This window comes from Microbacterium profundi (assembly GCF_000763375.1).
Classification (GTDB): Bacteria; Actinomycetota; Actinomycetes; order Actinomycetales; family Microbacteriaceae; genus Microbacterium; species Microbacterium profundi.
On sequence record NZ_JPSY01000001.1, the window covers coordinates 2,186,486 to 2,199,627 of the forward strand.

Genomic DNA, 13,142 nt, shown 5'->3' on the forward strand with positions numbered 1-13,142 from the left:
CGCACAGATATCCATCCCCGCACAGAAAGAGAGCACGATGACAACCGCACCCAATGAGAAGGCCCTCCTGGACCGCGTCCCCTCGGGACTCTTCATCGGCGGCCAGTGGGTGGATGCCACCGGCGGACGCACGTTCGATGTGCGCGACCCCGCGACCAACGCCGTGATCCACTCCATCGCGGATGCGACTCCGGACGACGGCATCCGTGCCCTCGATGCAGCCGTCGAGGCGCAGGCCTCCTGGGCCGCGACGCCCGCACGCACCCGCAGCGACATCCTGCGCCGCACGTTCGACCTCGTGCAGGAGCACAAGGAGGACCTGGCGCTGCTGATGACCCTCGAGATGGGCAAACCTCTCGCGGAGTCGCGCGGTGAGGTCGTGTACGGCGGAGAGTTCCTGCGGTGGTTCAGCGAAGAAGCCGTGCGCATCTCGGGCCGCTACGGATCCAACCCGGAGGGCACGGGGCAGATGGTCGTCTCGCAGCGTCCGGTCGGGCCGTCGTTCTTCATCACCCCGTGGAACTTCCCGTTCGCGATGGCGACCCGCAAGATCGCGCCGGCGCTCGCCGCGGGATGCACCGTGGTGATCAAGCCGCCGGCGCTGACGCCGCTGACGACGATGTTCTTCGTCACGCTGCTGGAGGAGGCGGGGCTTCCCGCTGGTGTCGTCAATGTCGTGCAGACGTCGTCGTCATCCAAGCTCTCGGCTCCGATCATCGCCGACCCCCGCCTGCGCAAGCTGTCGTTCACCGGGTCGACCGAGGTGGGGCGCAAGCTCATCGCCCAGGCGGCGGAAGGCGTGCTTCGCGTGTCGATGGAGCTCGGCGGCAATGCCCCGTTCGTCGTCTTCGACGACGCCGACCTCGACAAGGCGGTCGACGGAGCCATGCTGGCGAAGTTCCGCAACATCGGCCAGGCGTGCACGGCGGCCAACCGCTTCATCGTGCACGCGGACGTGGCCGAGGAATTCGCGCGTCGCGTCGCCGAGCGCGTGCAGGCGATGAAGATCGGGCGCGGTACAGAGGACGGCGTCACGATCGGACCCCTCATCGACGCGGATGCCGTGTCGAAGGCATCCGAACTCGTCGAAGACGCCGTCGGGCGGGGTGCGAGCCTGCTCGCGGGTGGCCACGCGATCGACGGCGAGGGAACGTTCTTCGAGCCGACGGTCATCACCGATGTCGCCAAGGGCAGCGACATCCTCCGCGAGGAGATATTCGGCCCCGTGCTCGCGATCGCCACCTTCACCGACGAGGCCGAGGGTGTGCGCCTCGCGAATGACACCGAGTACGGGCTCGTGTCGTACGTCTTCACGGAAGACCTCGCGAGGGGACACCGGATGATCGACGCACTCGAGACCGGCATGATGGGCCTCAACGTGGGCGTCGTATCGAACGCCGCAGCGCCCTTCGGCGGTGTCAAGCAGTCGGGCGTCGGCCGCGAGGGCGGCCTCGAAGGCATCCACGAGTACCTGTCGACCAAGTACACGCTGATCCCGAACTGATCACTGCGAAGACGACTGAGAGGACCGATCATGACCGACTATGCCGTCGTCAACCCGGCCACGGGAGAGACGCTCACCACCTATGACACGTTCACGGACGCGCAGATCGACGAGGCGCTCGCCGCAGCGGATGCCGCGCACCGCGACTGGTCGCGTTCCTCGACGGTCGCCGAGCGGGCAGCGCTCGTGCGTCGAGCGGCCGAACTGCACCGCGAGCGTCGCGAGGAGCTCGCCGACATCTTCGTGCGTGAGATGGGCAAGCCGCGCGAGGCCGCCCTGGGCGAGGTCGACTTCGCGGCCGACATCGCCGAGTACTACGCCGATCAGGCCGAGTCGATCATGGCCGACCAGCCGATCGCGATCCTGGGGGAGGGGTCGGCGATCATCCGGCGCGACTCGCTGGGACCGCTGCTGGGGATCATGCCGTGGAACTTCCCCGCGTACCAGATCGTGAGGTTCGCGGCTCCGAACCTCATCGTCGGCAACACGATCCTCCTCAAGCCGGCACCTCAGTGCCCCGAGTCGTCGAACGCGATCGCGGACATCTACCGTGCGGCTGGGTTCCCCGACGGTGCGTATCAGAACGTGCTCGCGACGAACGAGCAGATCGCCGGCATGATCGCCGACCCTCGTGTGCAGGGCGTCTCTCTGACGGGTTCCGAGCGCGCGGGTGCTGCGGTCGCCGAGGTGGCAGGGCGCAACCTCAAGAAGGTCGCGCTGGAGCTCGGCGGCTCCGATCCGTTCATCGTTCTCTCCACCGACGACATGGATGCCACGGTGCAGGCCGGTGTCGACGCGCGCCTGGACAACAACGGTCAGGCCTGCAACGGCGCGAAGCGCTTCATCATCGTGGACGATCTGTACGACGACTTCGTCGAGAGGTTCGTCGCGCGCATGTCGATCGTGCCCGCGACCGACCCGATGCAGGACGACACCGTGCTCGGCCCGCTCGCGTCGCTCTCGGCGGCGGAGCAGCTGCAGAAGCAGGTGGACGGCGCTGTCGGGCAGGGCGCGACGCTGCTCACCGGTGGCACCCGCGACGGCGCGTTCTTCGCCCCGACGGTGCTCGCCGATGTCACACCCGAGATGGATGTGTACCGCGAGGAGCTATTCGGTCCTGCGGCCGTCGTGTATCGGGTGGCGGACGAGGACGCGGCTGTGGAGTTGGCCAACGACACCACCTTCGGGCTCGGTTCGTATCTCTTCACCACGGACCCCGAACAGGCGGAGCGCGTCGCGGACCGGATCGAGGCGGGCATGGTCTACGTGAACCTCGTGCTCGCCGACAGCCCGGAACTGCCGTTCGGCGGCGTGAAGCGCAGTGGCACCTCGCGTGAGCTCGGCCACCTCGCCGCCGACGAGTTCGTCAACAAGAAGCTCATCCGCACCGCATAGGGGGCCCCGCTCGCTGAGCCTGTCGAAGCGTCGGCGCAGAGGACCCTTCTCGCTCGCTGAGCCTGTCGAAGCGTCGGTGCAGAAGACCCTTCTCGCTCGCTGAGCCTGTCGAAGCGTCGGCGCAGAGGACCCTTCTCGCTCGCTGAGCCTGTCGAAGCGTCGGCGCAGAAGACCCTTCTCGCTCGCTGAGCCTGTCGAAGCGTCGGTGCAGAAGACCCTTCGACAGGCTCAGGGATCGACAGGCTCAGGGATCGACAGGCTCAGGGATCGACAGGCTCAGGGATCGACAGGCTCAGGGATCGAACCGCAGTAGCGTGGATGCATGAAGGTCGAACGAGTGTCACGCACGCAGTCGGTCGTGAACGGGCTGCTCGACGAGATCATCGCCGGGCGGCTCGTCGCGGGGGAGACCCTTCCTGCGGAGGCCGATCTCGCCGCGCTGCTCGGCGTCTCGAGGCTCACCCTGCGCGAGGGCGTGCGGCTGCTGCAGGCGCAGGGTGTCATCGTCGCCGTGCCGGGCAGTCGCCACCGTGTCGCGCCCGTCGACGAGTGGACCGGGCTCGAAGCGGTCGTGCAGTTCGCGCGCAGCGGAGGAGCGCGCAGGCGTTCGTCACTCGACCTGATCGACATGCGCGTCATGTTCGAGACCGGGGCTGCCGAGCTCGCCGCCCCTCGGTGCACCGATGAGCACATCGCGCAGCTCGAGTCGATGCTCGCGCTGATGCGCGCGGCGCACGACAACGGCGATGTTCCAGGCTTCGTGGAAGCCGACCTCGCATTCCACGATGTGATCTTCGCTGCGGCGGACAATCGTATCCTCGTCGCATCCGTGCGCCCGCTCACGACGATGCTGCAGGACTCGCGCACCGAGACGAGTTCGGTGCGCGACATCCGCGAGCACGCGATCGCCGAGCATGCGGCGGTGCTCGAGGCGATGCGCACGCGTTCTGCGGATGCCGCGCGCGAGGCCATGGCCAGTCACATGCGCCAGACGCGCGACGACCTGCTGCAATACGTGCTGGGCGAGTAGAAGTCGCGATTTTGTGGATGAGCGAACGAGGCGTACGCTCGTTATCTGATATCGGATAACGTGCGGAACATCGCGCAGATCCGCAGCAGAACCTCTGAACGAAGGAGTTCCCATGCACGTCGACGCGCTTCTCGCCCCTCTGCCGGAGCCCTTCGAGGTCGCGGCGGTCGAAGTCCGCGCGGCGCTGGACCCGCAGGGGGTGCTCGTCGTCCTGGACGACGATCCCACCGGAACGCAGTCGGTCTCCGGCCTCCCGGTGCTCACCCGCTGGGAGCACGAGGACCTCGCCGGCGCATTCTCCACCGGAGCTCCGGCTGTCTACGTGCTGACGAACACCCGATCGCTCGATGAGGAGACCGCCGCCGCGCGCAACCGCGAGATCGTCGCTGTCGCCCTGGCCGCAGCATCCGAGGCCGGCCGTCGTGTGACGTTCGTCTCGCGGAGCGACTCGACCCTCCGCGGCCACTTCCCGCTCGAGACCGACGTCCTCATGCAGGAGATCGTCGCGCACGGAGGTATGGCCCCCGACCTCGTCCTGATCGTCCCCGCCTTCCCTGATGCCGGTCGTATCACTGTGGACTCCGTGCACTACTGGGTCACCGACGGCGAAGCGACGCCGGTCGGAGAGACTCCGTTCGCACAGGACGCCACGTTCGGATTCGCCTCGTCGGACCTGCGGAAGTGGGTCGCCGAGAAGACCGAGGGCCGCATCGCCGCCGATCAGGTGGCCGCCCTCACGATCGACGTCATCCGCTCTGGCGTCGATCGCGTGGTGTCCTTCCTCCGCGACGTGCCCGCAGGCTCGGTCGTCGTGGTCGACGTCGTCGAAGAGACCGACATGCGAGTCGTCGCGCTGGCGCTGCACCGCATGCGCGATCGTGAAGTGCTGCTGCGTGTGGGCCCGCCCTACGTGCGCGCGCACATCGGGCAGGACATCGCCGAGCCCGTCGTCGCCGAGGACATCCCGTTCGCCTACGACCGCGGCGGACTCGTCGTCGTCGGCAGCCACGTGCCGCTCACCACCGAGCAGCTCGCCGAACTGCGACGGCAGCGACCCGACACCGTCACGATCGAACTCGACGTGCGTCAGCTGATCGACCAGCGCCGCGATGCCCACCTCGACGCTCAGGCGGATGCCGTCGCCGACGCGCTCGCGACCGGCACGGTCATCGTGCACACCACGCGGGAGCTCGTCACGGGCGCCGACGGCGACGAGAGCCTCGACATCGCCCGGAAGGTCTCCAGCGGAGTCGTCGAGCTGGTGCGCCGCGTCCTCGCGATCGCGCCACCGCGGTTCGTGATCGCGAAGGGCGGCATCACCTCGAGTGATGTTGCGAGCGAAGCGCTCGAGATCAGCCGCGCCACTGTGCTCGGCCCGATGCTCCCCGGCATCGTCTCACTGTGGCAGCCGGAGACCGGCCCCGCGGTCGGCATCCCCTACATCGTCTTCGCCGGCAACGTCGGCGACACGGATTCGCTGGCACGCGTCGTCTCGACGCTCGCCGACGCCAACTGAAAGGAAGAGAAGATGACCTCCACCGTCGCCGTCATCGGTCTGGGAGCCATGGGCCTCCCGATGGCCACCCGCCTCGCCGAGCGCTTCGAGGTGCGCGGCTTCGACATCGCCGCAGAGCGCATCGCACTGGCCGCTGAGAAGGGCGTCACGCCGGCGGATTCCGCCGCGGATGCCGTCGCCGATGCCCAGGCCGTACTCGTGGCCGTGCGCACCGGGGAGCAGCTGAACGGGCTGCTGTTCGGCAAGACCGGCCTCGCGTCGCACCTGGCAGACGGCGCGGTCGTCATCCTCACCAGCACGGTGGGTACCGACGGCATCGCCGACATCGCCGCCAGGCTCGCCGAGCACGGCGCCCAACTGGTCGACGCGCCGTTGTCCGGAGGGCCGGTGCGCGCCGGCGAGGGCGATCTGCTGATCGTCGTCGGCGCGACCGCGACGGCGCTGGAGATCGCACGGCCCGTGCTCGAACAGCTCGCCTCCACGTTGTCGATCGTGGGCGACAAGCCCGGCGACGGCCAGGCACTGAAGACCGTCAACCAGCTGCTGTGCGGCGTGCACATCGCCGCCGCTGCAGAGGCACTGGCACTCGCAGACGCCCTCGGCCTCGACCGTGAGAAGACGCTCGAAGCGCTCACGGCGGGCGCTGCCAACTCGTTCATGCTCGGCAACCGCGGACCTCGTGCCCTGCAGGCCTACGACGAGGACGGCGCCGAGGTGCTCAGCCGCCTCGACATCTTCGTCAAGGACCTGGGCATCGTCGGCGACGCGGCCCGTGCCGCCCACCTCTCGACTCCGGTCGCGAACGCAGCGGAGCAGCTGTTCCTGCTCGGCGAGGCCCAGGGCCTCGGCGCGCACGACGACTCCGCGGTGATCCGCGTGATCGCACCTGAACGACGCTCCTGACCCGATCCCAGACCGACCCCCACTCGGTGCGCATGAGCGCGCCCGAACACTGAAAGAAGAGATCCAGTGACGCTCCCTCTTCCCGCCTTGATCGCGATCGGAATCGCAGGCCTCGCCCTGCTGCTCCTGCTGATCATCCGCTTCAAGATGCAGGCCTTCTACGCCCTGATCCTCGTCTCGATCGTCGTCGGCCTCGCAGCCGGCCTCCCGATGACGAACATCACGGCGGATGACGGCACCGTCGAACGACTCGGCATCATCCAGGCGATCATCGCCGGTGTCGGCGGAACCCTCGGTTCCGTCGCGGTGCTCGTCGCCCTCGGCTCGATGCTCGGCAAGATCATCGAGCTCTCCGGCGGTGCGGATTCTCTCGCCGGGAAGTTCACCAAGTGGCTCGGCCCGAAGCGGGTCGGCATCGCCCTGGTGATCGCGGCGGCCATCCTCGCGATCCCGGTGTTCTTCGATGCCGGCTTCATCATCCTCGTGCCGATCATCTTCGCGTTCTCGAAGGTCGCCGGCCTCAACCCGATCAAGTTCGGGCTCCCCGTCGCAGGCATCATGCTCGCGGTGCACGTCGCCGTCCCGCCGCACCCCGGTATCGTCGGCGGTGCGACGATCCTCGGCGCCGACATCGGCTGGGTCACGATCTTCGCGCTGCTGGTGTCGATCCCGCTCGCGGCCCTGTCGTTCTGGGTGGGCAAGCTGATCAACCGTCGCGAGTTCGCGATGATCGAGGCGACGAAGGAGATGTTCGAGAACTTCGGTGACGACCAGCCCTCCGCGAACGCAGGCCTTCGCGACGGCGAGAAGGCGCCGAGCGCCTTCACGGTGCTCGGCCTGATCCTGCTGCCGCTCGTCCTCATCATGCTCGGCACCGCCGTGGCCCCGACGTTCGAGGCAGGCAGCTTCTGGAACAGCTTCCTGTCGATGATCGGTCAGCCGATCTTCGCGCTCATGGTCGCGATCGCCGCCGCGATGTTCTTCCTCGGCGTGCGCCGCGGATGGTCGGCTGCAAAGCTCGGTGAGGTCATGGAGTCTGCCCTGCCCGCCGCAGCCGTCATCATCCTCGTCACGGGTGCCGGTGGCGCGTTCGGCAAGATCCTGACCGAGACCGGCATCGGCGGCGCCGTCGCCGAGGTGCTCGCGGGATCCGGCATGCCGCTGCTGCTCGCCGCGTTCCTCATCTCGCTGATCATGCGCGCCGCGCAGGGATCGGCCACCGTGGCGATCACGACCACGGCGGGGCTGCTGCTGCCCTCGGTCGCGGTGCTCGGCCTCGACACGATCCACATCGCCCTCGTCGCGGTCGCGATCGGCTACGGCGCCCTCGGGCTCAGCCACGTCAACGATTCCGGGTTCTGGGTAGTCACCCGCTACCTCGGCCTCTCGGTGAAGGATGGCCTTCGTACCTGGACGCCGCTGACCACGGTCCTCGGCGTGGCCGGGTTCCTCCTCACCTGGATCCTGTACGCGGCGATCCCGATCAGCTGATCCCGCGAGAGCCCTCGGCATCCACCTTCTGGGAGACGCCGGGGGCTCTCGCCCTTCGATGAGCGGGTAGCCTCGGGGCATGGTCACCGTCGCTGAGAACATGGTCCGCACGCTTCGAGCCAACGGCATCGATCGCGTCTACGGCATTCCGGGGGATTCGCTCAACGGGTTCACCGATGCGCTGCGCAAAGACGGCACGATCCGCTGGCTGCACGTGCGCCATGAGGAATCCGCGGCCTTCGCCGCTGCCGCCGACGCGGCGATCACCGGCGACCTCGCCGTCGTCGCCGGCTCCTGCGGTCCGGGCAACCTGCACCTGATCAACGGCCTGTTCGACGCCAACCGCTCCCGCGTTCCCGTCCTGGCTGTCGCGGCGCATATCCCGACCAGCGAGATCGGCACGGGGTACTTCCAGGAGACGCACCCGCAGGAGCTGTTCCGCGAGTGCAGCGTCTACGTCGAGTACGTGGCCGACCCCGTGCAGATGCCCCGCATCCTCGAGATCGCGATGCGCGAGGCCATCGAGAAGCGCGGGGTCGCGGTGGTCGTGATCCCTGGCGAAGTCGCGCTCGCCGACGTCGCCGTCGATCGTGCCGTCGTCATCGAGCGCGCCCACCCGGTGATCGTTCCGAACCCGAGCGAGCTCGAGAAGGCCGCAGAGCTGCTGAACGCGGCGCGGCGCGTGACGATCCTCGCCGGTGCCGGCGTCGAGGGAGCGCATGACGAGGTCGTCGCTCTCGCCGACCGCCTCGGCGCACCCATTGTGCATGCCCTCCGCGGCAAGGAGCACATCGAGTACGACAACCCGTTCGACGTCGGCATGACCGGGCTGCTCGGCTTCGCCTCCGGCTATCGGGCGATGGAATCCGCGGACACGCTGCTGGTGCTGGGTTCGGATTTCCCATATGCCCAGTTCTACCCGGAGGACGCGACCACGATCCAGGTCGACATCCGCGGCTCGCAGCTCGGCAGACGGCATCCACTCGACCTGGGTCTCGTCGGCGACGTCAAGGACACGGCAGAGGCCCTGCTCCCGCGGATCGCCGAGAAGTCGGATCGCTCGCATCTCGACGACGCCGTCGCGCACTATCGGAAGACGCGGGCGAAGCTCGACGAGCTGGCCGTTCCCACGAAGGGCAAGAAGCCGATCCACCCGCAGTATCTCGCCAGGCTCCTCGACGAGGCGGCGAGCGAAGACGCGATCTTCACGGCCGATGTCGGCTCGCCGACGGTGTGGGCGGCGCGTTATCTCACCATGAACGGCAGACGCCGCCTGATCGGCTCGTTCACCCACGGCTCGATGGCGAACGCGCTCATGCACGGCATCGGTGCGCAGACCGCGCAGCCGGCGCGGCAGGTGGTCGCGCTGGCGGGGGACGGGGGCCTTGCGATGATGCTGGGCGAGCTCATCACGCTCACGCAGAACCGCTTGCCGGTGAAGACGATCGTGGTGAACAACTCCTCGCTCAACTTCGTGGAACTCGAGATGAAGGCGGCAGGCTTCGTCACATACGCGACCGACCTGGAGAACCCGAACTTCGCGGCCGTCGCCGAGGCTCTCGGCATCTTCGCGCGGCGCGTGGAGCGCAGCGAGGATCTCCCGGATGCCGTGCGCGAGGTTCTCGCTCATGACGGGCCGGCGCTGCTCGACGTCGTCACAGAGCGCCAGGAGCTGTCCATGCCGCCGGCGATCACCGCCGAGCAGGTCAAGGGCTTCGCCCTCTACGCGATCCGCACCGTCATGTCGGGCAGAGGCGATGAACTGCTCGATCTCGCCAGGGCGAACTGGCGGCAGCTGTTCTGACGACGTGCGGCCCCTGAGCCTGTCGGAGGGCCGCTGTTCGCCGGGGCGGACAGCATGCCCTACACTGGAGAGGCAGTTGTCTGCATTCTTTTTCCATGCCCGCGGGTGCGGATGGGATGCGGATCCAGGGGCCTCACGGTCTCTAGGGCGGTAGCTCAATTGGCAGAGCAGCGGTCTCCAAAACCGCAGGTTGCAGGTTCGATTCCTGTCCGCCCTGCGCGTCAGCGCAACGCTGACACACGAAAGGTACATTCAGGATGGATCAGGACGAACCGCGCGGCGATGTCGTCGCGGCAGGCGGCGCAGCCAGTGTGAAGAAGCTCGGCTTCTTCGGCCGGATCGCGCTGTTCTTCCGTCAGGTCATCGGCGAGCTTCGCAAGGTCGTCACGCCCACGCGCAAGGAACTGTTCAAGTTCACCGGCGTCGTGCTGGTCTTCGTGGCGATCATGATGACTCTGGTCTACGGCCTGGACACCGCCTTCTCGTGGCTGACGGCTCAGGTCTTCGGGGTGCCGCAGTAAGCGTCGCCCTCGCGGCCCCGGCCGCAATGAATGGAAAGAAACAACGTGTCTGAACGATATTCCGACGACGCCGACTGGGCGACAGCTGCAGAGCAGTCCAGTGAGGACGACGAGGCGCAGGAGGGCAACGTGCTCTCCGCCGAAGAGAAGTCGGCTTCGGCTGCCGAGCATGTCGCCCTGCACATCGAGGGCGACGCGGATGACTCGAACGACGAAGGCACGGAAGACATCGACATCGACGACCCGGAGGCGGACGCGATCGTGAACGACGCTCTCAACCTGGACGAAGCGGCAGAATCCGAAGCTGCCGCTGAGGTCCTCAACGACGGAGCGGCCGAAGAGGCCGCAGATCTCGAGGCGGCTTCCGCTGACGAGGTCACCCCTTACGACGGCCCCGACGTGAACGGCGATGAGGACGCCGTCACCGACGAGGCCGACGACGACGCGGAAGAAGACCCGTACGAGGCCTTCCGCATGGATCTGCGCATGATGCCGGGCAAGTGGTACGTCATCCACTCCTACGCCGGTTTCGAGCGCAAGGTGAAGGCCAACATCGAGCAGCGCAAGTCGACGCTCGAGGTCGAGGACGACATCTATCAGATCGAGGTCCCGATGGAGGACGTCGTCGAGATCAAGAACGGCCAGCGCAAGATGGTCACGCGCGTCCGGATCCCCGGTTACGTGCTCGTGCGCATGGAGCTCAACGAAGACACCTGGTCGGTCGTGCGCCACACTCCCGGCGTCACGGGTTTCGTGGGCAACGCCCACAACCCGACACCTCTGCGTTTCGAAGAGGCCTTCAACATGCTGAAGGCGCTCGTCGAGGTCAAGGATCTCCCGACCGCGAAGAACGTCCAGTCGAAGGGCGGCGTGGCTGTCGCCCGCTCGATTCCCGCCGAGGTCGACTTCGAGGTGGGCGAGACCATCACGATCAAGGAGGGCTCGTTCGCCGGCCTTCCTGGTTCGATCAGCGAGATCAAGCCTGAGAGCGGCAAGCTCACGGTGCTCGTCTCCCTCTTCGAGCGCGAGACCCCGGTCGAGTTGTCGTTCGACCAGGTCACGAAGATGAACTGACACGAGACTGCTTCACGAACGCCCCGTTCGGCTCCGGCCGGCGGGGCGTTCTGCATGCGGTAGACTTGCGTGGTTTGTGCTGCGGTCCCTGAGCCTGTCGAAGGGCCGGCGCGCGCGAACACACCACAGCCCGGAGATGCCGGGTTCGTGGGAGATCGGATGCTTCGGCATCCGTTCGATGAGAGGAAATGAAATGGCACCGAAGAAGAAGGTGACCGGCCTGATCAAACTCCAGATCAACGCCGGCGCCGCCAACCCGGCTCCGCCGATCGGCCCCGCGCTGGGTCAGCACGGCGTGAACATCATGGAGTTCTGCAAGGCGTACAACGCCGCGACCGAGTCGCAGCGCGGCAACGTCATCCCGGTGGAGATCACCGTCTACGAGGACCGCAGCTTCACGTTCATCCTGAAGACCCCGCCTGCCGCGGAGCTCATCAAGAAGGCAGCCGGCGTTGCCAAGGGCTCGTCCACGCCGCACACGGTCAAGGTCGCGAAGATCACCAAGGACCAGGTCCGCCAGATCGCCGAGACCAAGCAGGCCGACTTGAACGCGAATGACGTCGAGGCCGCGATCTCGATCATCGCGGGCACCGCCCGTTCCATGGGCATCACGGTCGAGGGCTGAGGAGCACAATCATGACTAAGTCCAAGGCTTACAACGCTGCCGTCGCGAAGATCGAGGCAGACCGTTTCTACACTCCCACCGAGGCTGTCGCTCTCGCGAAGGAGACCGGCTCGGCGAAGTTCGACTCGACCGTCGAGGTCGCGCTGAAGCTCGCCGTCGACCCGCGCAAGGCGGACCAGATGGTGCGCGGCACTGTCATCCTCCCGCACGGTACCGGTAAGACCGCCCGCGTCATCGTGTTCGCCACCGGCCCCGCGGCCGAGGCAGCGATCGCCGCAGGTGCAGATGAGGTCGGCGGCGCCGAGCTCATCGAGAAGGTCGCCGCAGGCTGGACCGACTTCGACTCGGCTGTCTCGACCCCCGAGCTCATGGGACAGGTCGGTCGACTCGGCAAGGTGCTCGGCCCCCGTGGCCTGATGCCGAACCCGAAGACCGGCACGGTGACCCCGAACACGGCCAAGGCCGTCGAGGAGATCAAGGGCGGAAAGATCGAGTTCCGCGTCGACAAGCACGCCAACGTGCATTTCGTCGTCGGCAAGGCATCGTTCACCGCTGAGCAGCTCGACGAGAACATCGGCGCTGCCCTCGAGGAGATCGTCCGCCTCAAGCCGTCGAGCGCAAAGGGCCGCTACATCCAGAAGGGTGCGGTGTCGACGACGTTCGGTCCTGGCATCCCGCTGGACGTCAACGCCATCTGAGCATGACAACGAAGGGCCTCTGTCGTCGCGACAGGGGCCCTTCGTCGTACGTATCTGGGGCGCCGGCGCGCGGAAAACCGTAGCCCGTCCCCCGGACACGCCCGGGGGACGGGCAGGATTTGCCGCATGCCCGGATCCCGCGTAAGTTATTACTTGTTCGCCCCACAGGGAAGCGGAAAGGCCGGAAGGCCTCACCCCCCTCAAGCGGAAAGAACAACTCCCCGAAATCCTTCTCTCACTTGAGAGTGCGGGCGCTTGCGTCTAGGATGGAGAGTCCCACCTCGTGGATCGCAGTCATCGGCTGCGCACCGGATCTCAGGTCCGGAAGCGCCGGTTTGACAGGCACCGCGAAGCGGGTAAGATTGAGAAGTTGCCCTTCGGGCCTGACTGTGATGGTTGGGTCGGGGGAGCGTCCGATCCTTGAGAACTCAACAGCGTGCACTTGTCAAATGCCAAATTATCCTCGTCCATTGACCTTCGGGTTGGTGGTTGAGAATTCCTTTGGATCAAAGACCAGCCCTTTCGGGGGTTGGCATTTTTAATGAAGTCAGTTTGATTCATTTCTTTGGTCAGTTCAAACT

General features: G+C 66.8%; 11 protein-coding genes and 1 tRNA gene. All 12 read left to right on the forward strand.

All coding sequences use genetic code 11. From position 1 onward, the window contains the following. The first annotated feature begins 37 nt into the window (after positions 1-37). The 12 genes from JF52_RS0110465 to rplA all read left to right on the forward strand — a co-directional run bounded on the left by JF52_RS0110465 (position 38) and on the right by rplA (position 12,561). The gene (locus tag JF52_RS0110465; protein WP_033106091.1) at positions 38-1,504 is read left to right on the forward strand and encodes an NAD-dependent succinate-semialdehyde dehydrogenase; all 1,467 of its coding nucleotides are present in this window, start codon (positions 38-40) and stop codon (positions 1,502-1,504) included. Between the two features lie 30 nt (positions 1,505-1,534). Beyond that, positions 1,535-2,899, forward strand: a complete 1,365-nt coding sequence (locus JF52_RS0110470) for an NAD-dependent succinate-semialdehyde dehydrogenase (protein WP_033106092.1) — start codon at positions 1,535-1,537, stop codon at positions 2,897-2,899. A 322-nt stretch (positions 2,900-3,221) separates the two neighbouring features. Beyond that, positions 3,222-3,929, forward strand: a complete 708-nt coding sequence (locus JF52_RS0110475) for a FadR/GntR family transcriptional regulator (RefSeq protein ID WP_033106093.1) — start codon at positions 3,222-3,224, stop codon at positions 3,927-3,929. A 112-nt stretch (positions 3,930-4,041) separates the two neighbouring features. Further along, complete coding sequence (locus tag JF52_RS0110480) at positions 4,042-5,445, forward strand: four-carbon acid sugar kinase family protein (protein WP_033106094.1); 1,404 nt, start codon at positions 4,042-4,044, stop codon at positions 5,443-5,445. Positions 5,446-5,457: 12 nt separating this feature from the next. Continuing rightward, positions 5,458-6,348, forward strand: a complete 891-nt coding sequence (locus JF52_RS0110485) for an NAD(P)-dependent oxidoreductase (RefSeq protein ID WP_033106095.1) — start codon at positions 5,458-5,460, stop codon at positions 6,346-6,348. 66 nt (positions 6,349-6,414) lie between these two features. Then, positions 6,415-7,839 (forward strand): GntP family transporter, encoded by a 1,425-nt coding sequence (locus tag JF52_RS0110490; protein ID WP_033106096.1) that lies wholly within the window; start codon positions 6,415-6,417, stop codon positions 7,837-7,839. Between the two features lie 79 nt (positions 7,840-7,918). Further along, positions 7,919-9,643, forward strand: coding sequence for a ubiquinone-dependent pyruvate dehydrogenase (gene poxB / locus JF52_RS0110495; RefSeq protein ID WP_033106097.1), 1,725 nt, complete (start codon positions 7,919-7,921; stop codon positions 9,641-9,643). 144 nt (positions 9,644-9,787) lie between these two features. Then, positions 9,788-9,860: transfer RNA gene (locus tag JF52_RS0110500), tRNA-Trp, on the forward strand. Between the two features lie 40 nt (positions 9,861-9,900). Next, entirely contained in the window at positions 9,901-10,164 is a 264-nt protein-coding gene (gene secE, locus JF52_RS0110505) for a preprotein translocase subunit SecE (protein WP_033106098.1), read from the forward strand. Between the two features lie 45 nt (positions 10,165-10,209). Next, positions 10,210-11,238 (forward strand): transcription termination/antitermination protein NusG, encoded by a 1,029-nt coding sequence (gene nusG, locus JF52_RS0110510; protein ID WP_033106099.1) that lies wholly within the window; start codon positions 10,210-10,212, stop codon positions 11,236-11,238. Between the two features lie 193 nt (positions 11,239-11,431). Continuing rightward, a complete protein-coding gene (gene rplK, locus JF52_RS0110515; RefSeq protein ID WP_033106100.1) occupies positions 11,432-11,863 on the forward strand; it encodes a 50S ribosomal protein L11 in 432 nt (143 codons plus the stop codon). 8 nt (positions 11,864-11,871) lie between these two features. Next, positions 11,872-12,561 (forward strand): 50S ribosomal protein L1, encoded by a 690-nt coding sequence (gene rplA / locus JF52_RS0110520; RefSeq protein WP_188435684.1) that lies wholly within the window; start codon positions 11,872-11,874, stop codon positions 12,559-12,561. Positions 12,562-13,142 lie beyond the last annotated feature (581 nt).